The sequence below is a fragment of the Nonomuraea sp. NPDC048881 genome, from assembly GCF_040649795.1.
Classification (GTDB): Bacteria; Actinomycetota; Actinomycetes; order Streptosporangiales; family Streptosporangiaceae; genus Nonomuraea.
The window spans coordinates 78,168-100,619 of sequence record NZ_JBEZGC010000006.1; the positions used below are offsets into that span (position 1 = coordinate 78,168).

Consider the following 22,452-nt stretch of genomic DNA (forward strand, 5'->3'; position numbering starts at 1 on the left):
GCGCAGACACTGGGGGTTCCGTACATGCCTTACGCCACGCTCGGGGGCGAGCACCAAGCGCGTCGCGTACGCCCCGCGACCCCGAGCGCCCACCCCAAGCCCCTGCACAGTCTCGGTGCAGCGGCGCCTCGGGCGCGCCGCCATCTCATCACGGTGCTCCTCGGCCTCCTGATCGCCGCCCTCCTCCTCCCCGGCACGGCCGCCGCCGCCCAGGGGAGCGCCGCGGCGGCCTCGGGCAACGGCGTCCCGGGGCAAGGCGGGCCGGCAGGGGGGCGGGTCGTCGTGGTCGGCGTCCCCGGCCTCCAGTGGAGTGACTTCAGCGAGTCGGGCACGCCGACCCTGTGGAAGCTCGTCGCCCAGGGCAGCTCGGCGTCACTGTCCACCCGCGCCGTCCCGCCCAAGGACCGTGGCCTCACCTGCCCCATGGCCGGCTGGCTGACCGTCTCCGCCGGTCAGCGCGCCGGCACCCCCGGACAGGGCTGCCCCGCCGCGACGCCTCCCCAGGCCGCCGGGGAGGGCGCCACCGTCCCCGGGTGGCGGGAGCTGGTGGCCTTCCAGGCCGACACCGGCTACGCAGCCCAGATCGGCACGCTCGGCCAGTTGGTGGCGGACGGCGGAGGCAAGGTGGCGGCGATCGGCCCCGGCGCCGCCCTCGCCGCCGCCGACAAGACCGGAAAAATCACCAAATACGCCCCCACCCTCGACGCCCTGAACGACCTGACCCCCTACAACCTGATCGTCTTCGAAGCCGCCGACCTCACCACCGCCTGGGCCCGCGGCCCCCTCGACGATCACGGAATCCCGGTCTCGCTCCCGGCCGCCGAACGCCGAGCCGCCGCAACCAGGGCGGACCAGCAGATCGCCGGCCTGATCGGCAAAGTGCCCCAGAACACCACCGTCCTGCTCGCCGGCATCTCCGACCTCAGCCCGAACGCCCACCTGCACGCGGCCCTCGCCACGGGACCGTCCCCGAGCGGGCAGCCGTACCCGCGGGGTGGCTCTCTCACCGCCTCCTCCACCCGCCAGGACGGCCTGGTCACCATCACCGACCTCACCGCCACCGCCATCCAGCTCCTGGGCCTGACCGCCCCTCGCGACGTGGTCGGCCGCGCCTGGCAGCCCGACGGCGACGCCTCCGCGCCGGCCGCCGCCACAGTGACCCGACTGGCCGACGGCGACCTGGCCAGCCAGGTGCTCCGGGACGTACGCGGGCCCTTCTTCACCGTCCTGGTGAGCGTCCAGCTGCTCTTCTACGCCCTGGCCGCCCTGGCGCTGCGCCGCCGCCGCTCCTCCCGTGCCCGGCAGGCCCTGCCCGCGTCCGACGCCGCCGGCTCGTCGGCCGACCGCACGCCCACGGCGACCGCCGCCGTGCCGGGCGCTCCCCAGGCGAACGGCCACCCTGCCTCGGCTGCGGGCGGCGACCCGGCCGACGCCTCGAAGCTGCTGGCCGCCATCCAGGTGGTGGCGACGGTCAGCGGCGCCATCGCCGTCTCCACGTTCCTGGCCCAGCTCGTGCCGTGGTGGAGCCTGCCGATGCCGATGGTCTCGGTGATCGTGACGATCCTGGCCATCGCCGCCCTGGTCACCGGCCTCGCGTTCGCCGGCCCCTGGCGTGCGCACGTGCTCGGCCCGCTCACCGTGGTCGCGGCCGTCACCTCGCTCGCCCTCCTGATCGACGTGATGACCGGCTCGGCCCTCCAGGTCAACGCCGTGACCGGCTACGAACCCGTCACCGGAGGACGGTTCTACGGCTTCAGCAACATCGCCTTCGCCGTCTACGCCACCGGCACGGTGCTCGGCCTGGCCGGGGTGGCGCATTGGCTGCTCGGCAGGGGCGTCTCCAGGACGGTGGTCGTGGCGCTGTGCGGCCTGTACGGCGCCTTCGCCGTCTTCGCGGACGGTTCGCCCTCGTGGGGCGCCGACTTCGGCGGTGTCCCGGCGTTCGTGATCGGGGTGGCGGTCTTCCTCATCCTGCTGTCCGGCAGGCGGGTGTCGGTGGTGAAACTCCTGCTCGTGGGGGTGGGCGCGGTCGCGCTGATCGCCGCCATCTCGGTCTTCGACTGGATGCGCCCGGCCGACAGGCGCACGCACCTCGGCGCGTTCGTGCAGCAGATCATCGACGGCCAGGCGTGGACCGTCGTCGGACGCAAGTTCGGGGCCATGATCGGCGTGACCGTGGGCAACTGGCCGCTGACCCTGCTCTCGCTGGTCGCGCTGGCCTTCCTGTTCCTGGTGCTGGCTCGCCCGTCGCGCTGGGGGGCCTCGGCGCTGGGTCAGGCGTACACGCTGGCCCCGCCGCTCAGGGCCGGCCTGTTCGGGACGCTCACCTGCGCCTTCATCGGCTTCCTGATGAACGACTCGGGCATCGCCATCCCGGCCATGGCGCTCACGGTGGCGGTGCCGCTGACGCTCGCGGCCTGCGTACGGGCCCTCCAGCTCGCCACGCCCACACCACCAGCAGAACGGTCAACGCCAGCAGCGCCCACGCGATCTGAGGCCTGAGGACGCCACTGAGCCATTCGACGCCCCGCGGCTGCCCGTCGACCCGGGCGGGCAGGTAGGCCAGGGACAGGACCAGCAGGTGGGCGACCATGAACCCGTCGACGGCCGAGGCTCCCACCAGAGCGAGCATGCCGAACGCCAGCCCGTCGTACCAGGGCAGGATGTACGGCGTGGCGAACAGGTAGGCCACGACGAGCGCCGCCGCCACGACCGGCGCCTCCAGCCCTCCGGAGGCCCCCTCGCGGAAGGCGGACCGCCGGGACGCCAGCCGGAGCAACGACCAGGCGACGAGCGCGAGCACCACCAGCGCGCCCACCTGGATCTCGCCCCGATACGCGCGCCCGGTGCCCACCAGGGCCCAGAGCCCCCCCTGCACCAGCTTCCAGAACGAGGCGTGCGAGATCGCCTTGCTGGTGGTCGTCACCGGTGTGATCGCCTCGGGCCCGACGACCGCGTAGCCGACGACCACCACGGCCAGCGCGCCGGCCGCCATGACGGCGAGCCGCCCAGGACGGCGGCGCAGCTCCCACGCGGGCCCCAGCGCCACCAGCCCCGCGTTGAGCTTCGTCGCCACCCCGAGCCCGAGCAGCACCCCCGACGCGACCGGACGTGCCCTGGCCAGCAGCGCGGCCACCATGCAGGCGATGGCCAGGGTGTCGGCGTGCATGCCCGCGACCAGGTGGTAGAGCAGGAGCGGATTGACCGCCCACAACAGGGCGGCCCGCAGCCGCCGGGCGGGGTCGTCCCTGGTGAAGCGGTCGATCAGCAGGGCCGTGGCGACGAAGGCGGCGGCGTTGAACACCGCCAGCACGAAGATGGTCAACCGGAGCGAGTCGCCGCCGATCCAGCTCGCCAGCGCCTGCAGAGCGGTGGCGACGGGCCCGTAGACGCTGGGTTCCTCGCGCCACGGCCGCTCGACCGCGTCGGCGATGGGATCGCCCGGCAGGTCGACGGCGCCGTGCGTGTAGGGGTTGAGCCCCAGCGTGACCATCCGGCCGTACACGGCGTAGTTGAGGTGATCGCCGGAGCCCGAGGGAGGCAGGAACGCGAGCACCCCCGCGGCGAGACAACCGAGCAGCACCAGCGGCCGGACCCGCAGCCCGGGACGCGGCCCGGCGGCCAGCGCCGCCAGCAGCCCGGCCCCGCCGACGAGCAGAGCCGCCGCGGCCAGGACGAGCACCGCATAAGGATCAGGACGGGCATCCAGCCAGTACGGCGGCTGCCACCCCGGCCCGCCCAGCGCGGGAACCATGGGAGAGGGCCCGAGCAACCCGATCGTGATCGTCAGGAGCACCGAGACCGCGATCATCACCAGCCCGGGAACCGCGAGCCGCGCTCGAACGGCGTCCAAGAGCCGCCCCGGCCGAGGCGCCGCCGCGCGCCCACCGGCCGAGGCCCGGGCGAACACCGGCCGCCCACCCCACGCGACGACCCCGCCCCCGCCCGCCGGGAACCGGCGCCGGTCGGCGGCAGACCACGGAAGCCGCAGCGATGCCACCCGGAAGGGTGGGGCTTGTGCCTGTTTGCGGCGTCTCTCCGAAGTCACCCGCAAATTCCAGCACACTCGTCACGGCCCCAGCCCCAGATCATCCACGCCTGTGGATAACCCGGAGCACGAAATCACCGCTTAGGAAGGAGTTTGCCGAGATTTTCGACGACCACCGGCTCCCGGCTCGCCAGAGCCAGAGCGACGTCCCGCAACTGCCGGGCGCGGTGCAGCTGAGCCCGCCAGTCGTTGCCGGTGGCGCGGTGGGACATCTCCACCTCGACCTCGACGACCCTGAACCCCTTGCGCAGCAGGTCGATGGTGAGCGCCGTCTCCACGCCGAACCCGTGCGCCAGCGGCCGGGCGGCCTCGAAGGCGGCTCGGGTCAGGCAACGCTGGCCGTTGAGCGGCTGGGCGGCCTCGAAGCCGGTGGCGCGGCGGATGCCGTCTTTGGACACGCGCACGACTAACCCATGGCCGCCGAGCTTCACCCGCGTGCTGAACAGCGCGATCGTCATGTCGGCCTTGCCCTCGCGCACGGGCTCCACCAGCGGCGCCGCGGCGCTCGCCGTGTCACCCAGGTCGGCGTCGAGGAAGAGCAGGTGGCGAGGGGTACGGTCCTCGTCGAGGAGGCGTACGGCCTCAGCGCCCGTCTCCATGGCCGCGGCCTTGCCGCGGTTGCGGCTGTGGCGGACCACCCGCGCGCCCGCCGCCCGCGCCACCTTGCCGGTGCGGTCGTGCGAGCCGTCGTCGACGACCACGACGAGATCGACGCCCGGCAGGCCGGCCGCCGCGGCGACGGTGGCGGCGATGCGGTCGCCCTCGTTCACCGCGGGAATGACGACGGCCGTGTCAGCCTGCGTCATGATCCCTCGGTGATGAGGAACTCCTGCGGCAGCTCGTCATGCACGGTGAACACCGAGACGAGCCCCGTCACCTGCAGGATCTTGCGGACGGCCGGACGCGGCGCGGCCACCTCCAGCACACCTCCCCGCTCTTTCATGCGCTTGAGCGCCGAGAGCAGCACGTTCATCCCCGTGGAGTCGCAGAAATCCACGGCGGACATGTCGATGACCACCCGGCTGGGCTCGTCCTGCAGCAGCCGAGTGAACTCGGCCTGCAGGTGAGGCGCCGTATAGAGGTCGATTTCTCCGGTGATGGCAACGAGTGCGCACCCGGCATGTGATCGAGTCGAGACCTTGAGCTCCACATGGGCAGGCTAGCGGCGCGGAGGCTTCCGGTCACGTTGTCACGCCGAGAGGGGAACGACAGGTTTTTGTCCTCCGTTTGGGCTCCATCAAAACGGAGAGTACGCGAAGCTTGACAGCGTGACACCGGAACCGGCAACGCTTCATGGAGAAGGAGGGGCTGTGGCCCGCCCCATGGGCCTCGTATCGATGAATGCAGAGAAACCTGAAGATCCACAGCGTCAGGGGCTCCGGGAACGTCTGGAGACCATCCTCATCCGCACAGAAAAGGCCACGTCATGGCATGACGAAGCAGCGCGCCTGCGCAGTCTGCTGAACCACGAGGGCTACGTCCCGATCCGCACCAGGCTGGCGAGCGAAGACCTCGACTTCCTGGCCGGCTCCCGCGCCGACCTGCTCAGGTTCGCCGAGCTCGGGCTGCGGCTGCTCGACCTGCACCAGCCGCGTGACGCGGGTGGCATCACGAGCGACACCGCCAACCCGATCCTGCGGTGCCGGAGCTGCATGTGGCGCTGGCCCTGCCCGACGTTCCGGGCGATGTCGGAGTCGTTCGGGCAACGCGACACCGCGCTCCCCGAACCCGCCTGACCCGGGCGACCACGATCGAGGAAGCGAGACCACAGCGGAAGATCGAGGCAGGACACCGTGCGGGAACGTCAACTTCCGGACACCAGGGGCAACCGGATCTCGAACCGGCACCCCGGTCCTTCGTTGACCACCCCGATCATCCCATCATGCGCCTCGACGATCCCCTGGGCGATCGCCAGCCCGAGCCCGGCGCCGCCGTCGGCGGTGGGCGTACGCGCGGCCTCCCCCCGGAACGCCACCTCGAACACCCGAGGCAGATCCTCCTCGGGAATCCCCCCGCAACCGTCGGCCACCGAGAGGCAGGCCATCCCCTGCTCGTCCACCCCCGCCCGCAGCACCACGGCCCGTTCCGACGGCGTGTGCCGGATGGCGTTGACGACCAGGTTCCGCAGGGCCCGGCCCAGCGCCGCCGCGTCGGCCTCCACGGGCACGGCCCCCGCCGCCTCCGCCGTGAGCACCACCCCCTTGGCCCTGGCCAGCGGCTCGACCCCGGCCAGCGTGTCCGCGACGAGGTCGGCGAGCCCGATCCTGGCCCGCGAGAGCCGCAACGCGCCCGCGTGGATGCGCGACAGCTCGAACAGGTCGTCCACCATGGCCGAGAGCCGTTCGACCTCCAGCTTGATCTGGCCGTGGTAGCGCGCGACCGTCTCGTGGTCGGCCACCACCCCGTCCTCCAGAGCCTCGGCCATGGCCCGCAGGCCGGCGAGCGGCGTGCGCAGGTCGTGGCTCACCCAGGCGACCAGTTCCCGGCGCGCGCCTTCGAGCGCGCGTTCCCGCGCGTACGCCTCCTCAAGGGTGCTCGCGATCTCCTGGAGCTCGGCCGGCAACCCCAGCGGCGCCCTGAACGGCACGTCGCGCACGGCCGCCACCAGCCGCCTGCTCTCCCCCACCACCCGCCTGGCCAGCACGAACGCGACCCCGAGCCCCACCAGGCCGCCCACCGCGACCACGCTGAGCACGAAGTCCTTGACCGCCCCCTCGATGATCATCTTCATGGTGATGGCGACCACGCCCGCCAGCGTCGCCGCCACGGCGACCACCACCACGACGGCCAGCATCACCCCGATCGACCTGGTCCGCAGCCGTCCCATGGCCCATACGCCGGCGGCGGCGACCAGCAGCCCCAGCCCCGCCGAGACGGCCACGACCATGGGCAGCTCGCTCATCGACACCATGGGATCGGGAGGCGTCACCCCGCGCTCTCCTGCGGCTCGTACCGGTAGCCGACACCCCAGACCGTGACGATCCGCCGCGGCTCGGTCGGGTCCGCCTCGACCTTCTCCCGCAACCGCCGCACGTGCACGGTCACGGTCGAGGAGTCGCCGAACGACCATCCCCACACCTGGTCGAGCAGCGCCGACCGGCTGAACGCCTGGCGCGGGTTGCGCATGAGGTAGGCCAGCAGGTCGAACTCCCTGGCCGTCAGCATCACCTGCGCGCCGCCGAGCCGCACCTCGTGGGCGCCGACGTCCACGACGAGGTCGCCGTCGCGCAGCACGCCGGTGCCGGCCGTGACCGACGCCCCCCGCGCCCGGCGCAGCACCGACTGCACGCGCAAGGCCAGCTCCCGGGGGCTGAACGGCTTCGTCACGTAGTCGTCGGCCCCGGTCTCCAGGCCCACCACCCGGTCGATCTCCTCGCCGAGCGCGGTCAGCATGATCACCGGGACCGGCCACCGCTCCCTGAGCTTCCTGCACACCTGGAGCCCGTCGATCCTGGGCAGCATCAGGTCGAGCACCATGAGGTCGGGCGGGTCGGCCAGGGCCCTGCGCAGCGCCTCGGCGCCGTCGCCCACGCACTCCACCTCGTGCCCGTCGCGCTCCAGATAGCGCGCCACGACCTCGGACACGGTCGGATCGTCGTCGACCACCAGGATGCGGGTGTTCACCGTCTCACCGTACGGCTGAGCCCCACGTGGCGGACATGGTGGCGGACATGGACGTCACAGGTTCGTAAGCCTCGCGGATCATGCTCGCAGGACGTACGGTGGCCTCATGAGTAGAGTCGTGATGCTCGTTTTAGGGACCCTTCTCGGTCTCTTCGTGCTGTTCAACTTCCTCCTGCCCCTGCTGGCAGGTCTGTTCAAGTTCGCCCTGATCGTCGGGGTCGTCGGCCTGATCGTCTTCATCACCGTCACCGTCGTCGGTAAGTCCCGTTCGTCGCAGTGACGTCGCTTCTGTTCGATCCGTGGCTGGTGGGGATCACCATGATGGCGATCCTCCTGCTGGCCACGTGGGCGGCCACGTTGCCGCCCGTCCTCGGCGGTGAGTCTCCCGGCTTCCCGCTGACCTACGCGCGCCGCACGGCCTTCCAGCGGCTGCGCGATCCCGACGCGGCCGGACGCCCGCGTCCACGAGCGCCCTAGGCGAGCCCCGCTTCCGTCAAAGCGGGGCTCATCGTCATGTGTGAGCCCTGATCCGTCGTCATGTCTGAAGGGCTCATGATCGATTCACTTGTCACGTTCGTCATCGGCGTGTCCGGCGGCCATGCCGCGCTCGCCATCGTGCTGTTCACCCTCGCCGTACGCCTAATCCTGCTGCCGCTCAACGTCCGGCAGGCGCGGGCCGGCCAGGTCCGGCAGCGGCTCGCGCCCAAGTTGCAGGAGCTGCGCAAGCGCCATGGGCGCGATCCCGAGCGGCTGTCCAAGGAGCTGACCGCTCTGTACGCCCGGGAGGGCACGTCGCCGTTCGCGGGGATCTTGCCGATGCTGGCGCAATTGCCGTTCCTGTGGCTGATGTTCAGGGTGGCCACGCACCCGACGGCACTGGCCGGTCACACTCTGTTCGGGGCGCCACTGGGCCAGCAGCTCGCGGGTGTGGTGGCCAATTTCGGTCTGATCAGTTGGCCGGTTTCGGTCTTTGTCGTCGTGATCGCGGGGCTCGTGCTGCTGGCATGGCTGTCGGCACGCTCGATCAAGGTGTCGAAGGAGCAGCCTGAGTTGCTGCGCAAGGTCATGCCGCTGTTGCCGTACGGCTCCGCGCTGGCCGTGCTCGTGCTCCCCCTGGCGGCCGGCCTGTACCTCCTGGTCTCCACGGCGTGGGCCGTCACCGAACGGGCCGTACTGGCGGCCAGGACCGCCTAGCCGGCCTCCTTCAGGGCCGCGACCTGCCCGTTCACCGCCGCCCCGTTGGGTGCGGGCAGGATGGCCCACACCGTCGTCGTGTCACCGTCGTGACGAACCCCCCAGCTCTCAGCCACGTATTCGACGATCCCCAGCCCCCGGCCCCCGAGCGAAGACAGGGTCGGGCGGCCCGCCCGCGGCTCCGTCGCCGCACCCCCGTCACTGACCGCCACCTCTATGTGATCGTCGCTACGCATCCAGGCGACCCTCACCATGCCTGAAGGCAGCGGATGCGCGTGCCGCAGCGCGTTGCTCAGCAACTCGCTCACCACCAGCACCGCATCGTCGATCGCGGCGGTGTAGACCCCACAATCCTGCAGGTCAGTGCTCAGACGCTGGCGGGCGACGGCGACGCTGGACGGCGCGTACGGCAGCAGCACCACGCTTGACACACCCACCTCCCCGTTCCCTGTGCCCCCCGCGGGAACACTCCCCGGTACGACCGAAATGCCCCGTTAGCCAATCGCAGAAACCGCATCTCGATCACAGCTTGTACACATTGGACGATAGATCAGCTCAACTGTGACCACCTCGTTACCGCATCGGTGTGTCGGATCGGATAGGGGAAGCGCGCCTCAGGATCAACCGCATCCTCGTACCCCCTCCGGGCCTCGGTTGAGCACTCACTTCTCCCCCCTGTGCCCTGGCCAGACTGCGCACGATGTAGAGGCCCAGCCCCACTCCACCAAAGCGCCTCCGGTCCCCGCTGTCCACCTGGACGAAGCGCTCAAAGATCCGTTCGCGGTCAGGCGGTGGGATTCCGACCCCCTCGTCATCCACCACTACGACCACGCCGTCGTCTTCGGGCCAAGCTTCAACACAGATCAATCCACCCATTGGGGAATATTTAAACGCGTTCTCCAGCAATTGCCCCAAAACGATGTCGGTTGCCAGGGCGTCACCCAGCACCGGCGGCAAATCGTCCGGGATGCGCACTTCGACGCGGTGGCGGTCGGACAACACGGGGAGGCCGAGCGTGGCCGCGTGGATCCGGGCCGCGAGGTCGAACGCCTCGATCCGCACGGCCAGCTCGTCCGCGCCCGCCCTGGCTCCCAGCAGCAGGTGGTCCATGAGCTGGCCCAGCGATCCGGCCCGCTCGGCGATCGTGTGCACGGCCGAGCGGCGTTCCGCGTCGCTCATCTTGTCCCAGCGCGCGTCGAGCGTGCCGGCGAACCCGCGCACGATCGTGATCGGCGTGCGCAGCTCGTGGCTGGTGGTGGCCAGGAAGAGGTCCTTGGCCTCCTCCAGCTCCTTGGCCTGGGTGACGTCGCGGAAGTCGATGACGATCTCGCCGGTCTCCTCGATCCGCGCGCTCACCACGTCCAGCCAGCGCCCGTTCTCCATCTGGAACGTGAGCTTCTCGCCGGGGCTGGGCAGCGGGAACGGCGGCGGGCCGCCGATCACCGCCTCGGCGGGGAAGGCGGTCAGCTCGGCCGCGGCGGGGTTCCAGCGCACGACCCGGCCGGCGTCGTCCAGCACGGCGATGCCGTCGGCGCTGGCGTCGAACACGGCCCGCTCGTGCGCCCGCTGCCGCACCGCCTCCTGGTAGGCCACCGCGTTGCCGACCGCGATGCCGGCGTGCCCGGCCAGCAGTTCGAGCAGCTCCAGCTCCAGGTGGCCGGGGGCGGGCCCGGCGAACAGCGCGTAAAGGGCCCCGTAGGGGCGGCCGCCGACCGCGGCCAGGCCGAGCGCGATCGTGTGCAGCCCGTTGAGCCTGGCCCAGACCAGGTCGCCGAGCCCCTGGGACTCCAGCATGACGGTCTTGCCCGTCCGTAAGAGCTTGTCCACCAGGCTCGTCCGCAGGCCGGTGGTGGTGCCCCTGAGCGTCTCCGGCAGCCGGTACGTGCTGACCAGCCGCAGCCGCTCCCCCTCGATCAGCACGAACCCGCCCGCGTCCGCGCCCGTCAGCTCGGTGAGGCTGGCCGAGATGCGGTCGAGCACGGCAGGCAGCTCCAGCTCGGAGTTGATGTCGCCGACCACGTCGGTGAGCCGGCGCACCAGCCTGGCCCGGCGTTCCATGCGCAGCCCGGCGACCTCGTCGGCCCGCGCGGGATGGTGGGCCAGGACGTAGCCGACCACGGAGTTGCCCATGCGCAGGGCGTTGATGTCCACCCGCAGGTCGAGCGGCCTGCCGTCCTTGTGGACGCGCTTGGTGCGCAGCGACACCTGGCCCCCGGTGCGGACGCGCTCCAGCACCGCGTTTTGCTCGGCGGCCAGCTCGTCGGGGACGATCGGCGCCCGGCGACCCAGCATCTCGGCCGCCGTCCAGCCGAACAGGTGCTCGGCCGCCGCGTTCCAGACCAGCACGCTCTGGTCGCGGTCGAGCGCCACCACGGCGTTGGGGGACCCGGCGAGCACGGCGCGAGCGATCTCCTCGTCACTGCCGACCCATGCGTATCCCACACCTCCATAGTGCACGTGGCGTGGTGGGTCTGACGGGCGATCCGTCCGATACGCTGCGCTCACGAAGATTCCGGTGGCTGAAACGGGTGAGAGGCATGTCGAGCAGCGACCTCGATGCCCTGCTGAGAGTGACCTCCAGCACCTACAAGGGCGAGGGGCCCCCGGACATCGCGTTCGGCACCTACGACGGCGCGGTGGGCAGGCTGGTGCTCGCGGTGACCGGCAAGGGCATCGCGGCCTGCAGTTTCGAGGCCGAGAACACCGTGTTCGAGCGGGTGGCCAAGGAGGTCGGCACGTTCATCGGGCCCGACGCCCGCCGCCTCGACCCGGTGCGCCGGGAGCTCGACGCGTACTTCTCCGGCCGGCTGCGCACCTTCGCCACGCCGGTCGACCTCGCGCTGGCCACGCCGTTCGCCCGTACCGTGCTGCAGAAGACCATGGCGGTGCCCTACGGCACGACCACGACGTACGAGGAGATCGGCGCGAGCATCGGACGGCCGCGCGCCCTTCGCGCGGTCGGCAACGCGGTCGGCGCCAACCCGGTGTGCGTGATCGTGCCCTGTCATCGGGTGGTCCGCGAGGACGGCGAGCTCGGCGACTACGCCGGAGGCGTGGCCGCCAAGCAGCACCTGCTCAACGTCGAACGCCGGGTCTCAGCGGGCCGCTGAGCGGCGCCGGCCGAGCACGCCGATGAGCAGCGTCACCAGGGCCGCGACCAGCGCGCCGCCGAGCGCGCCGTTCATCCACGGCTCCCGCGTGAAGCCGACGGCCTCGCGGGCGGAGGCCCAGAAGCCGTCCCAGCCGGCGACCGTGGGCGTCGAGGTGGTGAACCAGTAGGCGGCGAAGCCCAGCGCCCACGGCAGCAGCATCAGCCAGCGCGAGGGCGCGTCCTCGGCGGTGTTCCAGCGGGCCGCGCCGCCGAGCACGAAGTAGTCGACGGCCAGCACCGCGAACATCGGCACGAACACCGCGCCGATCACCCCGAGGAACGCGCCGTAGGAGGTGACGTCCACGACCAGGGCGATCGCGGTGGTGAGCACGCCGATCGCGGTGGAGACGACCCGCCGGTCCACCTTCGGCATCAGGTTCTGCAGCGAGACGGTGGTGGAGTAGACGTTGGCGAAGGACTGGTCGGTCTCGCGCAGCACCAGGATGCCGAAGAACAGCGCGCCCAGCGGCGCCGCGACGAACGGCTGGAACACGACCATGCCGTCGGCCTGGACCGCCTGGGCGCCCGCGATGGCCACCGCGTACACGCCGAGCGCCAGGCAGGCCACCTGGGCGACGGTGTAGCCGCCGACGACGCCGGTGAAGGCGGCCCGGCTGGAACGCGAGTGCCTGGCGAAGTCGGCGGCCATCGGCACCCACGACACCGACAGGGCGATGACGTAGTCGACGGCCGGGGCGAAGGCCGTCCACGACCCGCCCGTGTACGTCGGCGCCTCGCCCAGGAACGACACGGTGAACCAGATCAGCGACACGATCACGCCGGCGGTCACGTACCGGCGCAGCAGCCGGATCGACCCGAGCGGCCAGACGGCGAGCGCGGTGGTCAGCACCCCCGCCACCACCACCCACACCTGGTACGGGACGCCGCCGAAGATCGCGTTCGCGGCCTTGGCGATCACCCAGAGCTCGAAGGCCCCCCAGCCGAGCATCTGCACGATGTTCAGCACGGACGGGACGTACGACATCTTCGCCCCGAACAGCCCACGCAGCAGCACCATCGCCGGCCGCCCGGTCTGCGTGCCGGGGATGGCCGACAGGCCGACCATGGCCGTGCCGATGAGGCTGCCGACCACGGCGGCCGTGAGCGCGGCCACGAGGCTGAGCGGCGCGTTGCCCAGGGGATCGATCAGGACGAGCGCGCCGGAGAAGCCGAGGAGGCTGACACCGAGGTTGGCCCAGAGCGCGCCCTGGTCGAGGACGCCGAGGGTCTTGGGGGGCGCGCCGTCAAGGGTCAGCGGAACTTCGTCGACGACATGCGTCATCGCACACTCCCTACGCCGGCATTACCCGGACAGGTTCAGGCGGTCGGCAGCGGCTGTGTTGCTGCCCTCTCAGCCCGGCGCCCCGAGCTCCCGCGACTATGCAGTTGGCGCCCTCATCATGCCTCAATGGCGGCGGAACCGCCACAGTGGGGCATTCAGGCCACGAAAGGATCCTGCCCGGTCTCACTGACCATCGGACGGCGCGCGAACTCCCACGACTGCATGCCGCCGCCCACGTTGACGGCGTCGCGCCCGAGCTGGTTGAGCCACGCCGTGACCTGCATCGACCGGCCGCCGACCCGGCACACCACGTAGACGGTGCGGTCGGCGGGCACCTCCTCGACCCGGCCCTGGATCTGCGACATGGGGATGTGCACGGCCTCGGGGGCGTGGCCGGCCAGCCACTCGTCCTGCTCGCGGACGTCGAGCAGGTAGGCGTCGTCGGGAACGGCGGTGACGTCGATCTCTGGAACGGTCATGCCTCCATCATCCCGCGCCCGGGACCCTACTTGAGCAGGCGCGACATCCGCCGGTCGGCCAGCGGCCTGCCGCCCGTCTGGCAGGTCGGGCAGTACTGGAGCGCGGAGTCGGCGAAGGACACCTCGCGGATCGTGTCGCCGCACACGTCGCACGGCTGGCCGGCCCGGTTGTGCACGCGCAGCCCGGACTTCTTCTCCGCCTTGAGGTCTTTGGCGGCCAGCCCGTGCGCCCGTTCGACGGCGTCGCGCAACGTCGTCACGATGGCCTCGTGCAGGTCGGCGATCTGCGCGTCGGTCAGCGTCGCGGCGATCTTGAACGGCGACATCCTCGCCGCGTGCAGCACCTCGTCGGAGTAGGCGTTGCCGATGCCCGCGATCACCTTCTGGTCGCGCAGCAGCCCCTTGATCTGGGTGCGGTTGCCGCCCACGATGCGCTTGAGCGCCTCGACGGTGAAGGCGTCGTCGAGCGGGTCGGGGCCCAGGGCGGCGACGCCGGGCACGTCCTCCGGCTTGTCGGTGACGTAGACGGCCAGCCGTTTCTGCGTGCCGGCCTCGGTCAGCTCGAAGCCGGGGGCCAGGCCGTCGTCGTCCGGCGCCAGCCGTACGCGTACGGCCAGCGGTCCCTTGCCCGGCCGCACCGGCCGCGCGCCGGTCAGGTCGTCGCGCCAGCGCAGCCAGCCGGCGCGGGCCAGATGGATGATCAGGTGCAGGCCGTCGCAGTCGAGGTCGAGGAACTTGCCGTGCCTCGACACGTTCGTGACGGTGAGCCCGCCGAGCGCGGTGACCGGCGGGTCGAACGTCTTGAGCGCCTGGAAGCCGACGACGTCGACGCCGGCGATCGAACGGCCGACCGCCCGCTCGCGCAGGAAGTTGGTGAGCGACTCCACCTCGGGAAGTTCCGGCATGCCCCCAGGGTATGGCGCGCGCCGGACCGGCACGCGACTACGGCACGCCCCAGAAAGCTACGGCACGTCCCAGAAGGCGAGCTCGTGTGCCATGCCCTCGGCGAACAGCGCCTCCGCCCGTACGGGGTCGGGGTCGGCCTCGTCGATCATCTGCCCGATCCGTACGGTCAGCGCCGCGAACGCGGGGTCGGCATAGGTGTCCACCCAGGCCCGGTACCGCGGCTCGGCGGGCGGGTTCTCGGCGAGGATCTTCCCAAGACTCGAATAGCCCCACATACACGGATAAAGCGCGGCCAACCCCTCCCCGTACGACCCCGCCGCCTCCAGCAGAAACGCCGTGTACGCCACACACGCCGGCCCCTTCACCGCGTTGTCCAGATCGGCCCCGAACTCCGCCGACAACGACCGATGCAGCCGCAGTTCGTCGTGGTACGTCGCGTACGCCAGATCCACCAGGTCTCCCAGATGCCCGTCCGGCGCCTGCCAGGCCAGCCTGGAGAACACCCGCACATAGTCGAGCAGGTACAGGTAGTCCTGCTCCAGCCAGGACCGGAAGATCGGCTCCGGCAGGTCGCCGCGCCCGATGCCGGCCACCGTGGGATGGTCCAGCTGCGCCTGGAGCAAGGGCCGGCCGATCGCGTGAAGTCTTTCCGAAATGCTCATGCCTGGGAGGTTAGTGTCGGGACATGACCGTGACGATCGCCGAAGAACTCCTCCTCCTGGCCCACGACGAGGAAGCAGGCAAACAGCTCATCGGAGGCGTCCAGCTCGACCCCGCGCTCGGCGGCGCGATCCTCGCCGAGCTGGCCGCCGCGGGCCGCGTCGAGCTGGCCGACGACAGGGTGACGGTGACGGACCCCACCCCGCTGGGCGACGCCGAGCTCGACGCCGCCCTCGCCCGCATGGCCGAGGACGGCAAGGCCAGGAAGCCCGCGTGGTGGGTGCAGCGGCTGCAGTCGGACAAGCTGCGCAGGCGCCTGCTCACCAGGCTCGCCGAGGCGGGCGTGCTGGCCGAGGAGCGCGGCCGGGTCCTGGGCGTCTTCCCGACCACGCGCTGGCCGGAGGCGGACCCCCAGGTGGAGGCCGACGTGCGCGAACGCGTCACGGCCGTCCTCGCGGGCGCCGACCCCGACGAGCGCACCGCCACGCTGATCGCGATCATGCACGCGGCGAAGCTCGACCGCAAAGCCTTCCCCGGCGCCGACCGCGAGCGCGTCAAGGAGATCGCCGAGGGCGAGTGGGCCGGCCAGGCGGTCGCCAAGACGATCACCGCCATCACCGCGGCCATCGCCGCCACCGCCTCCACCGCCGCAGTCGTCGCCGCCACCACGACCTGAGCCGTGCCCTTGCCGGGCCGGGCCCCTGATCGGGCCCGGCCGTTCCCGCGAGGCTCGCGCCTACGCGGGGCAGGTCAACCGGCGTCCACGATCTCCTTCGGCACCGGCTTGTCGGCCTTCAGCGCGTCGAAGAGGGCCAGCGCCTTGAGCCGGTCCCACTTGACCGCCGCGCCGCCGCCGGCGACGATCTCGTTCCCGCCGAACGGCACCACCGTCGTGACCGGGCTGTCGCCCATCGCCAGCCCCAGCGAGAGCATGTCGAACGCGCCGGTGCCGGAGTCGACCTCGACCGCGTCCGTGGCGCTCATGGCCAGCGGGATCGAGGTGAACGGGTTGATCAGCACGCCCGGGCTGGCGGCCTTCTTCACCACCGCGCCGAGGAACTGCCGCTGCCGCTTGGTGCGCTCGAAGTCCGGCAGCGCGCCGCCCTTGCGGGTGCGCACGTAGCCGAGGGCCTGGGCGCCGTTGAGCACCTGCTTGCCCTTCTTGAGCTTGAGCCCGGCCTTGGGGTCGTCGACGTCGGCCCGGACGTTGATCTCGACGCCGCCGATCGCGTCCACGATGTCCACGAAGCCGGCGAAGCCGATCTCCATGTAGTTGTCGACGTGCACGCCGGTGACCGTCTCGATCGTGCGGACCAGCAGCTTCGGCCCGCCGGACGCGTACGCCGCGTTGAGCTTGTCGCGCCCGCGCCCCGGAATGGTCACCGCCGAGTCGCGCGGCAGGCTGACCAGGGTGGGCTTGTCGCCGTTGTCGGAGATGTGCAGCAGCATCATCGAGTCGGTGCGCTGCCCGACCGCGCGCCCGGTGGCCAGCTTCTTGCGCTCGGCCGCGGTCAGCCCCTTGCGGCTGTCGGAGCCGACCAGCAGCCAGTTGGTGCCGGGCGTGTCGGCGGGCCGGCCCGGGTACTCGTCGAGCACCCCGTCGATGCCCGCCAGCCGGGAGTTGATCCAGAAGAACAGGCCCACGGACGCCACCAGGAGCAGCGCGACCAGGCCCGCGACGATCTTCAGGACGGTCCGGCCGCGCACCCGCGGCCCCCTGGACCCGCGCGGCTCCTTCGGCGCGGTCTCGCCCGCCGCCCTGAGCGGTTTGACCGGGCTGTTCCCGGCACGCTCGCGTCCGTAGACCTTGCCCGATCGGGGAGGCGGCGGAGGCGGCGGCGACTGCTGCTCGTCGGAGTAGGCGGGCAGCTTGGACGTGGCCGCGTTCGGCACGCCCGGCGGGACCCGGTGGGCGGGTGCGCCACCGGAACGCTGCCCGTCGCCGGGCCTCGGTGGCAGCGGGCGGCCGTCGCCCGGCGAGCGCATGGCCCGCGTACGGTCGTCCTCAGACACTTCGCCTTCTTCCCTTCGGTATGCCATAGACGCTACGTCCAACCCCCTGGCAGTGAAGACATCTCACCAAGTTTCTCCCACGGACAAGTACACACAACTAGCTGAGAGTCACTGCGGAAACATAGACGCGGACTGCGTCGTTAGCGTTATGGACGACCTCTATCGAAGGGATGATCGTGTCCGCTCCGGACTCGTGGAGTCTTGGCCCGTGCCTCGGCACGGGTTCCTCTGAGGGCTCACCCCGGTGAGCGCCTATCTCGGCCTACTGGCCCTTTTCCTCCTCACCGCCGCCACCGGGTACTTCGTCGCCCAGGAGTTCGCCTTCGTCGCCGCCGACCGGGGCCTCCTGCGCGAGCAGGCCGCCGCCGGTGACACCCAGGCCGAAAAGGCGCTCCAGGTGACCTCCCGGCTCTCGTTCATGCTCTCGGGCGCCCAGCTCGGCATCACCGTCACAGCCCTGCTCGTCGGCTTCCTGGCCGAGCCGGCCATCTCCGTCCTGGTACGGCCCTGGCTCGACGGCACGGGCCTGCCCGACGCGGCGATCACGGGGCTGTCCGTGGCCGCCGGCGTGTTCGTGGCGACCGTGGTGCAGATGGTGCTCGGCGAGTTGGCGCCGAAGAACCTCGGCATCGCCAGGCCCGAGCCGGTGGCCAAGTTCCTGGCCGGGTCCACGCTGGTCTACCTGGCGGTCGTCGGGCCGGTGGTCAAGCTGTTCGACTCGGCCGCCACCGGGCTGCTCCGCCGCGTCGGCATCGAGCCGGTCGAGGAGGTCGAGCACGGGGCCACCCCCGAGGAGCTCTCCCGGATCATCGAGGAGTCGACCCAGGCGGGCGAGCTGCCCCCGAGGTTGTCGGAGCTGCTGGAGCGCGCCTTGGAGTTCGGCGACCACAGCGCCGAGGAGATCATGGTGCCGCGCCCCCGCGTGGTGGCGCTGCGCGACTCCCAGCCCATCTCCGACCTGGTGGAGGTCATGCGCGAACGCGGCCACTCCCGCTACCCCGTCGTCGGTGACGACGGCGACGTGGTGGGCGTGACGGGCGTGCGCGAGCTGCTGGAGTCCGGCCTGGACGAGGGCCTGGTCGGCAGCATCACCCGCCCCGCGCTGCTGGTGCCCGACTCGCTGCCGCTGCCGGCCGTCCTCGACCGGATGCGGGCGGCCAACGACGACATCGTCTGCGTCATCGACGAGTACGGCGGCCTGGCCGGCGTGCTCACCGTCGAGGACCTGGCCGAGGAGCTGGTCGGCGAGCTCGTCGACGAGAACGACCCCGAGCCGGCGGGCGCCGTCGAGCGGCCCGGCGGCGTCTGGGAGGTGCCCGGCTGGCTCAGGCTGGACGAGGTCGAGCGCGCGACCGGCGTCGCGCTGCCGGAGAGCGACGACTACGACACCCTCGCCGGCCTGGTGCTGGCCCGGCTGGGCCGGATGCCCGACCCCGGCGACATGGTGACCGTCCCGATCGAGGGGGTCGCCGACCCGTTCGCCGACGACGCGGCCGAGCACCTGGCCGAGCTGACCGTCATGTCGCTCAACCGCCGGGTGCCCGAATGGGTGCGGCTCGCGCCCGTGCAGCACGCGGAGGCGTCCCGATGACGATGATCCTGGTCAGCCTCGCGCTGCTGTTCTTCAACGCGCTGTTCGTGGCCGCCGAGTTCGCGTTCGTCTCCTCCAGGCGGCACCGCCTGGAGGAGATGGCCTCGGGCGGCAACCGCCTGGTCCGGGTCGCGGCCAAGTCGGCCGTGGGCGGCGGGCGTCAGCTCTCGCTCATGCTGGCCGGCGCGCAGCTCGGCATCACGCTGTGCACGCTGGGCCTCGGCCAGGTCACCGAGCCGGCCATCGAGCACTTCCTGGAGCCGGTCTTCGCCGCCGTCGGCGTGCCGGAGTCGCTGCGCATGCCGATCGCGCTGACGATCGCGCTGGCGCTGGTGACGTTCCTGCACATGGTGGTGGGCGAGATGGCCCCCAAGTCGTGGGCGCTGACGCACCCTGAGCGGGCGGCGCTGGTGCTGACGCTGCCGTTCCGCGGGTTCACGCAGCTCATGCGGCCGCTGCTGTCGTCGCTCAACGGGCTGACCAACCTGATCCTGCGCCTGTTCGGCGTGCAGCCGCGCGACGAGCTGGCCACCACCAGGACGCCCCGGCAGCTCGCCATGCTGGTGGGCGAGTCGGGCCGGATGGGCCTGCTCGACCGCGAGGAGCACGACCTGCTCACCCGCGCGCTGCGGCTGCAGGCCGAGGGCATCGAGCGTCTGATGGTGCCGATCGACCGGGCCGTGAAGGTGCCGCCGGCCGCCGGGTCGGCCCAGATCAGGGCCAGGGCGGCGGGCAGCGGCCACCTGCGGCTGCTGGTGGGCGGTCCGGCGGGCATCGAGGGCGTCCTGCACGCCCGTGACGCCCTCCTGCAGCCCACGCGCACGGCCGGTGAGCTCGCCAGGCCGCTGCCGAGGCTCGCGTGCGTCACGCAGGTCCCCGAGGCCGTGACGGCACTTCAGGAGGCCCGCGCGCACCTGGCGCTGGTCACCGGCCAGGGCGGCGCGGTCATCGGCATGGTGAGCCTCACGGACCTGCTGGGCGAGCTCCTGGACACCAAGGCCGCCTCGCGCGCCTACTCCCCGGCGGCGAACCCGTCGAGGTAGGCGGCGTGCTGCGCCCGCTCGGCCTCGATGAGCGGGTGCGGCTCGGCGTAGACGTGTTCGAAGATCGCCGAAGGGGCGGGGTCGGGCAGTTCGAGCAGCCGCCTGCGCAGCTCGGCCCCGATCTTGGCGGCGTCGGCCTCGACCTCGCGGAAGAAGTCGTCGCCGGTGCCGGCCGCGGTCAGGTACGCCCTGACCCGCTCGATGGGGTCGCGCCGCCGCCACGCCTCGACGTCGTCCTTGGCCCGGTAGCGGGTGGGGTCGTCGGAGGTGGTGTGCGCCCCCATCCGGTACGTGAACGCCTCGATGAGCGTGGGCCCCTGCCCCGACCGGGCGTCGGCCAGCGCCTTGCGCGTGACCGCGAGGCAGGCCAGCACGTCGTTCCCGTCGACCCGGACGCCGGGGAACCCGAAGCCCTCGGCCCGGCGGTACAGCGGGATCCGCGACTGGCGTTCCTGGGGCTCGGAGATGGCCCACTGGTTGTTCTGGCAGAAGAACACGATCGGCGCGTGGCAGGCGCCCGCGAAGACGAACGCCTCGTTCACGTCGCCCTGTGAGGTGGCGCCGTCGCCGAAGTAGACGATGGTCGCCCCGGCCTTGTCGGTGCCGATGACGCCGTCGCGCTGCATGCCCATCGCGTAACCGGTGGCGTGCAGCGCCTGCGTCCCGATGACGATCGTGTACAGGAAGAAGTTGTGCCGGGACGGGTCCCAGCCGCCGTGGTTGACGCCGCGCCACATGGCGACCACGTCGAGGGGGTCCATCCCCCGGCAGTAGGCGACCCCGTGCTCCCGGTAGGAGGGGAAGACGGCGTCCAGATCCCCGACGGCGCGCCCGGAGCCGACCTGGGCGGCCTCCTGCCCGAGCAGGGACGTCCACAGCCCCAGCTCCCCCTGACGGGCGAGCGCGACGGCCTCGGAGTCGATCCGCCGGACGGTCACGAGATCCCGATAAAGATCCCGGATCTCATCATCCGAGACGACCAGCGGATATTCCGGATGCTCCACGCGCTCACCGGAGGGCGTGAGCAGCTGAACCATCGAGTCATCCATGTGCGGCAACCCCCTGAACAGAAACCCAGCGGCCACAGTTTGCCGTAGCCCTCAGGATCACCCGAACCCGCCCACCAAACCAATGTGACCTAAATCACGCAAGCCACCAGAAAGTTCGCTGCAAGCCGGCTGACCTAAAGTCCAAGAGCCACGTCACAAGAAAGAAATCCCAGAACCCTTGCGCAGCAAGACCCGGTACGAAACGGTGGGCCAGACCCACGAACAGCAACCCTCATGGATGGGGGTCCGGGGGAGAATCCCCCGAACGCTTGTCCCCCTGGGGGTCCGGGGGTTATCCCCCGGGCAGATATGACGAGGGGACCCGAGGAAGCCGACCTGTAAGGCCGGCGACCAAGGATCCCCTAGTCACCGAGTGGGCGAGGAGGGATTTGAACCCTCACGTCCTTTCGGACACACGGACCTGAACCGTGCGCGTCTGCCGTTCCGCCACCCGCCCGTTTGTGGGTGCGGAGAAACAGTAGCACGGAACAGCCACTGGTACTGAACCCGGATACGATCGCAGAAGACACGGAAGCGGAGGAGCTGGGCGCGACTGGCAACGAGCGTCACGACGCCGCCTCGTGGGACGAGCGGAAACCGGGCGCCGGAAGCGTCTGGGGCCGCGATCATATGCAGGGAAGAAGGGAGGTACCCGGTGGGAGTCCTTCAGCGCTTCGAGCGAAGGCTCGAAGGCTTGGTTGAGGGGGCCTTTGCGCGGGCGTTCAAATCTGACCTTCAGCCGGTCGAGGTCGCCAGCGCGGTTCAACGGGAGATGGACGAGCGGGCGGCGATCGTCGCACAGGGCCGGACGCTCGTGCCCAACGACTTCGTGGTGGAGCTGTCCACGACCGACAGCGAACGGCTTGAGGTCTACGCCGACAGCATCAGCCACGAGCTGGCCAACCTCGCCAGGGAGTACGCCAAGGAACAGGGCTACTCCTTCGTGGGACCGGTCCGGGTGCGCTTCGAGACCGCCGGGGACCTGGCTGTGGGCCTGTTCCGCATCCGGTCCGGCGTCATCCGCGGCGCGACGGTCGAGCAGGACGAGATCCGCCAGCCGGCGAGCGACCTGCCCCCGTCCAGGCCCGGGGCCTTCAACGGGCGGCCCAGGCTGCTCGTCTCCACCCAGGACGACCCGCAGGGCGACCGCTCCTACGAGCTCACCACGCCGGTGACCTTGCTAGGCAGGGGCACCGACTGCGATCTTCGTCTTGTCGATCCGGGAGTCTCGCGGCACCATGCGGAGCTGCGCGTCGAGGGGCAGCTCGTGGCCCTCGTCGATCTCGGTTCGACGAACGGCACCTTCGTCAACGGCCAGCCGGTACGCAGAATCGAGCTCCAGAACGGCACGCGAGTGACGCTGGGACGCACGACTCTGGTGTTCCGGCGCGATTAGGGGTAGACAGACGGTC

General features: G+C 71.2%; 23 protein-coding genes, 1 tRNA gene and 1 riboswitch. Of the genes, 10 read left to right on the top strand and 14 right to left on the bottom strand.

Annotation, left to right across the window (positions count from 1 at the left end; translation table 11 throughout):
- Nucleotides 1-153: 153 nt before the first annotated feature.
- Nucleotides 154-2,502, top strand: a complete 2,349-nt coding sequence (locus AB0C33_RS22285; RefSeq protein WP_358290969.1) for a hypothetical protein — start codon at nucleotides 154-156, stop codon at nucleotides 2,500-2,502.
- Here AB0C33_RS22285 and mptB read toward each other — a convergent pair.
- The 3 genes from mptB to AB0C33_RS22300 form a co-directional block, all read right to left on the bottom strand.
- Nucleotides 2,387-3,853 (bottom strand): polyprenol phosphomannose-dependent alpha 1,6 mannosyltransferase MptB, encoded by a 1,467-nt coding sequence (mptB, locus tag AB0C33_RS22290; protein ID WP_358290971.1) that lies wholly within the window; start codon nucleotides 3,851-3,853, stop codon nucleotides 2,387-2,389. The two genes, AB0C33_RS22285 and mptB, sit on opposite strands and share 116 nt — an antisense overlap.
- Nucleotides 3,854-4,122: 269 nt before the next feature.
- The gene (locus AB0C33_RS22295) at nucleotides 4,123-4,854 is read right to left on the bottom strand and encodes a glycosyltransferase (protein WP_358290973.1); all 732 of its coding nucleotides are present in this window, start codon (nucleotides 4,852-4,854) and stop codon (nucleotides 4,123-4,125) included.
- Nucleotides 4,851-5,198: an STAS domain-containing protein gene (locus AB0C33_RS22300; protein WP_352318253.1), complete on the bottom strand. Its 348-nt coding sequence runs from the start codon at nucleotides 5,196-5,198 to the stop codon at nucleotides 4,851-4,853. Before AB0C33_RS22300 ends, AB0C33_RS22295 begins: the two co-directional genes overlap by 4 nt.
- 160 nt (nucleotides 5,199-5,358) lie before the next feature.
- On the opposite strand from AB0C33_RS22300, the gene AB0C33_RS22305 reads away from it, so the two are divergent.
- Entirely contained in the window at nucleotides 5,359-5,784 is a 426-nt protein-coding gene (locus AB0C33_RS22305) for a hypothetical protein (protein ID WP_358290975.1), read from the top strand.
- Between the two features lie 68 nt (nucleotides 5,785-5,852).
- On the opposite strand, the gene AB0C33_RS22310 is transcribed toward AB0C33_RS22305, so the two are convergent.
- Together AB0C33_RS22310 and AB0C33_RS22315 are read right to left on the bottom strand one after the other, a co-directional pair.
- Nucleotides 5,853-6,977 (bottom strand): HAMP domain-containing sensor histidine kinase, encoded by a 1,125-nt coding sequence (locus tag AB0C33_RS22310; protein WP_358290977.1) that lies wholly within the window; start codon nucleotides 6,975-6,977, stop codon nucleotides 5,853-5,855.
- Nucleotides 6,974-7,672, bottom strand: a complete 699-nt coding sequence (locus AB0C33_RS22315; protein WP_358290979.1) for a response regulator transcription factor — start codon at nucleotides 7,670-7,672, stop codon at nucleotides 6,974-6,976. The genes AB0C33_RS22310 and AB0C33_RS22315 overlap by 4 nt, the downstream gene beginning before the upstream one ends.
- Before the next feature lie 106 nt (nucleotides 7,673-7,778).
- Between AB0C33_RS22315 and AB0C33_RS22320 the strand changes: the two genes are divergently transcribed.
- The 3 genes from AB0C33_RS22320 to AB0C33_RS22330 are packed head-to-tail and all read left to right on the top strand — an operon-like array spanning nucleotide 7,779 to nucleotide 8,866.
- A complete protein-coding gene (locus AB0C33_RS22320; RefSeq protein WP_358290981.1) occupies nucleotides 7,779-7,952 on the top strand; it encodes a hypothetical protein in 174 nt (57 codons plus the stop codon).
- Entirely contained in the window at nucleotides 7,949-8,149 is a 201-nt protein-coding gene (locus AB0C33_RS22325) for a DUF6412 domain-containing protein (protein WP_352318263.1), read from the top strand. The genes AB0C33_RS22320 and AB0C33_RS22325 overlap by 4 nt, the downstream gene beginning before the upstream one ends.
- Before the next feature lie 60 nt (nucleotides 8,150-8,209).
- Nucleotides 8,210-8,866: a YidC/Oxa1 family membrane protein insertase gene (locus tag AB0C33_RS22330; RefSeq protein ID WP_358290983.1), complete on the top strand. Its 657-nt coding sequence runs from the start codon at nucleotides 8,210-8,212 to the stop codon at nucleotides 8,864-8,866.
- Here the strand turns inward: AB0C33_RS22330 and AB0C33_RS22335 are convergent.
- The gene (locus AB0C33_RS22335) at nucleotides 8,863-9,288 is read right to left on the bottom strand and encodes an ATP-binding protein (RefSeq protein ID WP_352363279.1); all 426 of its coding nucleotides are present in this window, start codon (nucleotides 9,286-9,288) and stop codon (nucleotides 8,863-8,865) included. The two genes, AB0C33_RS22330 and AB0C33_RS22335, sit on opposite strands and share 4 nt — an antisense overlap.
- Before the next feature lie 151 nt (nucleotides 9,289-9,439).
- Nucleotides 9,440-11,308 (bottom strand): ATP-binding protein, encoded by a 1,869-nt coding sequence (locus AB0C33_RS22340; protein ID WP_358290985.1) that lies wholly within the window; start codon nucleotides 11,306-11,308, stop codon nucleotides 9,440-9,442.
- Between the two features lie 95 nt (nucleotides 11,309-11,403).
- On the opposite strand from AB0C33_RS22340, the gene AB0C33_RS22345 reads away from it, so the two are divergent.
- Nucleotides 11,404-11,976, top strand: coding sequence for a methylated-DNA--[protein]-cysteine S-methyltransferase (locus tag AB0C33_RS22345; RefSeq protein WP_358290987.1), 573 nt, complete (start codon nucleotides 11,404-11,406; stop codon nucleotides 11,974-11,976).
- On the opposite strand, the gene AB0C33_RS22350 is transcribed toward AB0C33_RS22345, so the two are convergent.
- The 4 genes from AB0C33_RS22350 to AB0C33_RS22365 all read right to left on the bottom strand — a co-directional run bounded on the left by AB0C33_RS22350 (nucleotide 11,962) and on the right by AB0C33_RS22365 (nucleotide 15,346).
- Nucleotides 11,962-13,299 (bottom strand): cytosine permease, encoded by a 1,338-nt coding sequence (locus tag AB0C33_RS22350; protein WP_358290988.1) that lies wholly within the window; start codon nucleotides 13,297-13,299, stop codon nucleotides 11,962-11,964. The genes AB0C33_RS22345 and AB0C33_RS22350 overlap by 15 nt on opposite strands.
- A riboswitch (TPP riboswitch) is annotated at nucleotides 13,290-13,403 on the bottom strand. Its footprint overlaps the gene before it by 10 nt.
- A 51-nt stretch (nucleotides 13,404-13,454) precedes the next feature.
- On the bottom strand, nucleotides 13,455-13,778 hold the full coding sequence (locus AB0C33_RS22355; RefSeq protein WP_352318274.1) for a rhodanese-like domain-containing protein: 324 nt from the start codon (nucleotides 13,776-13,778) through the stop codon (nucleotides 13,455-13,457).
- A 26-nt stretch (nucleotides 13,779-13,804) separates the two neighbouring features.
- Nucleotides 13,805-14,683 carry a DNA-formamidopyrimidine glycosylase family protein gene (locus AB0C33_RS22360; RefSeq protein ID WP_358290990.1) on the bottom strand — a complete coding sequence of 293 codons (879 nt, stop codon included), beginning with the start codon at nucleotides 14,681-14,683 and terminating at the stop codon, nucleotides 13,805-13,807.
- Between the two features lie 57 nt (nucleotides 14,684-14,740).
- A complete protein-coding gene (locus AB0C33_RS22365; RefSeq protein WP_358290993.1) occupies nucleotides 14,741-15,346 on the bottom strand; it encodes a TenA family protein in 606 nt (201 codons plus the stop codon).
- 23 nt (nucleotides 15,347-15,369) lie between these two features.
- Between AB0C33_RS22365 and AB0C33_RS22370 the strand changes: the two genes are divergently transcribed.
- Nucleotides 15,370-16,020, top strand: a complete 651-nt coding sequence (locus AB0C33_RS22370; RefSeq protein WP_358290994.1) for a GPP34 family phosphoprotein — start codon at nucleotides 15,370-15,372, stop codon at nucleotides 16,018-16,020.
- A gap of 74 nt (nucleotides 16,021-16,094) precedes the next feature.
- Here AB0C33_RS22370 and AB0C33_RS22375 read toward each other — a convergent pair whose 3' ends face one another.
- Entirely contained in the window at nucleotides 16,095-17,357 is a 1,263-nt protein-coding gene (locus tag AB0C33_RS22375; protein WP_358290996.1) for an LCP family protein, read from the bottom strand.
- A 244-nt stretch (nucleotides 17,358-17,601) separates the two neighbouring features.
- Here AB0C33_RS22375 and AB0C33_RS22380 point away from each other — a divergent pair, with 244 nt between their 5' ends.
- Both AB0C33_RS22380 and AB0C33_RS22385 read left to right on the top strand, forming a co-directional pair.
- A complete protein-coding gene (locus AB0C33_RS22380; protein WP_358290998.1) occupies nucleotides 17,602-18,948 on the top strand; it encodes a hemolysin family protein in 1,347 nt (448 codons plus the stop codon).
- Entirely contained in the window at nucleotides 18,945-19,991 is a 1,047-nt protein-coding gene (locus AB0C33_RS22385) for a hemolysin family protein (RefSeq protein ID WP_358291000.1), read from the top strand. Before AB0C33_RS22380 ends, AB0C33_RS22385 begins: the two co-directional genes overlap by 4 nt.
- Here AB0C33_RS22385 and pdhA read toward each other — a convergent pair.
- On the bottom strand, nucleotides 19,961-21,028 hold the full coding sequence (gene pdhA, locus AB0C33_RS22390) for a pyruvate dehydrogenase (acetyl-transferring) E1 component subunit alpha (protein WP_358291002.1): 1,068 nt from the start codon (nucleotides 21,026-21,028) through the stop codon (nucleotides 19,961-19,963). The genes AB0C33_RS22385 and pdhA overlap by 31 nt on opposite strands.
- Before the next feature lie 386 nt (nucleotides 21,029-21,414).
- Nucleotides 21,415-21,497, bottom strand: a tRNA-Leu gene (locus tag AB0C33_RS22395).
- Between the two features lie 198 nt (nucleotides 21,498-21,695).
- Here AB0C33_RS22395 and AB0C33_RS22400 point away from each other — a divergent pair.
- Nucleotides 21,696-22,436 carry a DUF3662 and FHA domain-containing protein gene (locus tag AB0C33_RS22400; RefSeq protein ID WP_125640997.1) on the top strand — a complete coding sequence of 247 codons (741 nt, stop codon included), beginning with the start codon at nucleotides 21,696-21,698 and terminating at the stop codon, nucleotides 22,434-22,436.
- The last annotated feature ends 16 nt before the right edge of the window (nucleotides 22,437-22,452 follow it).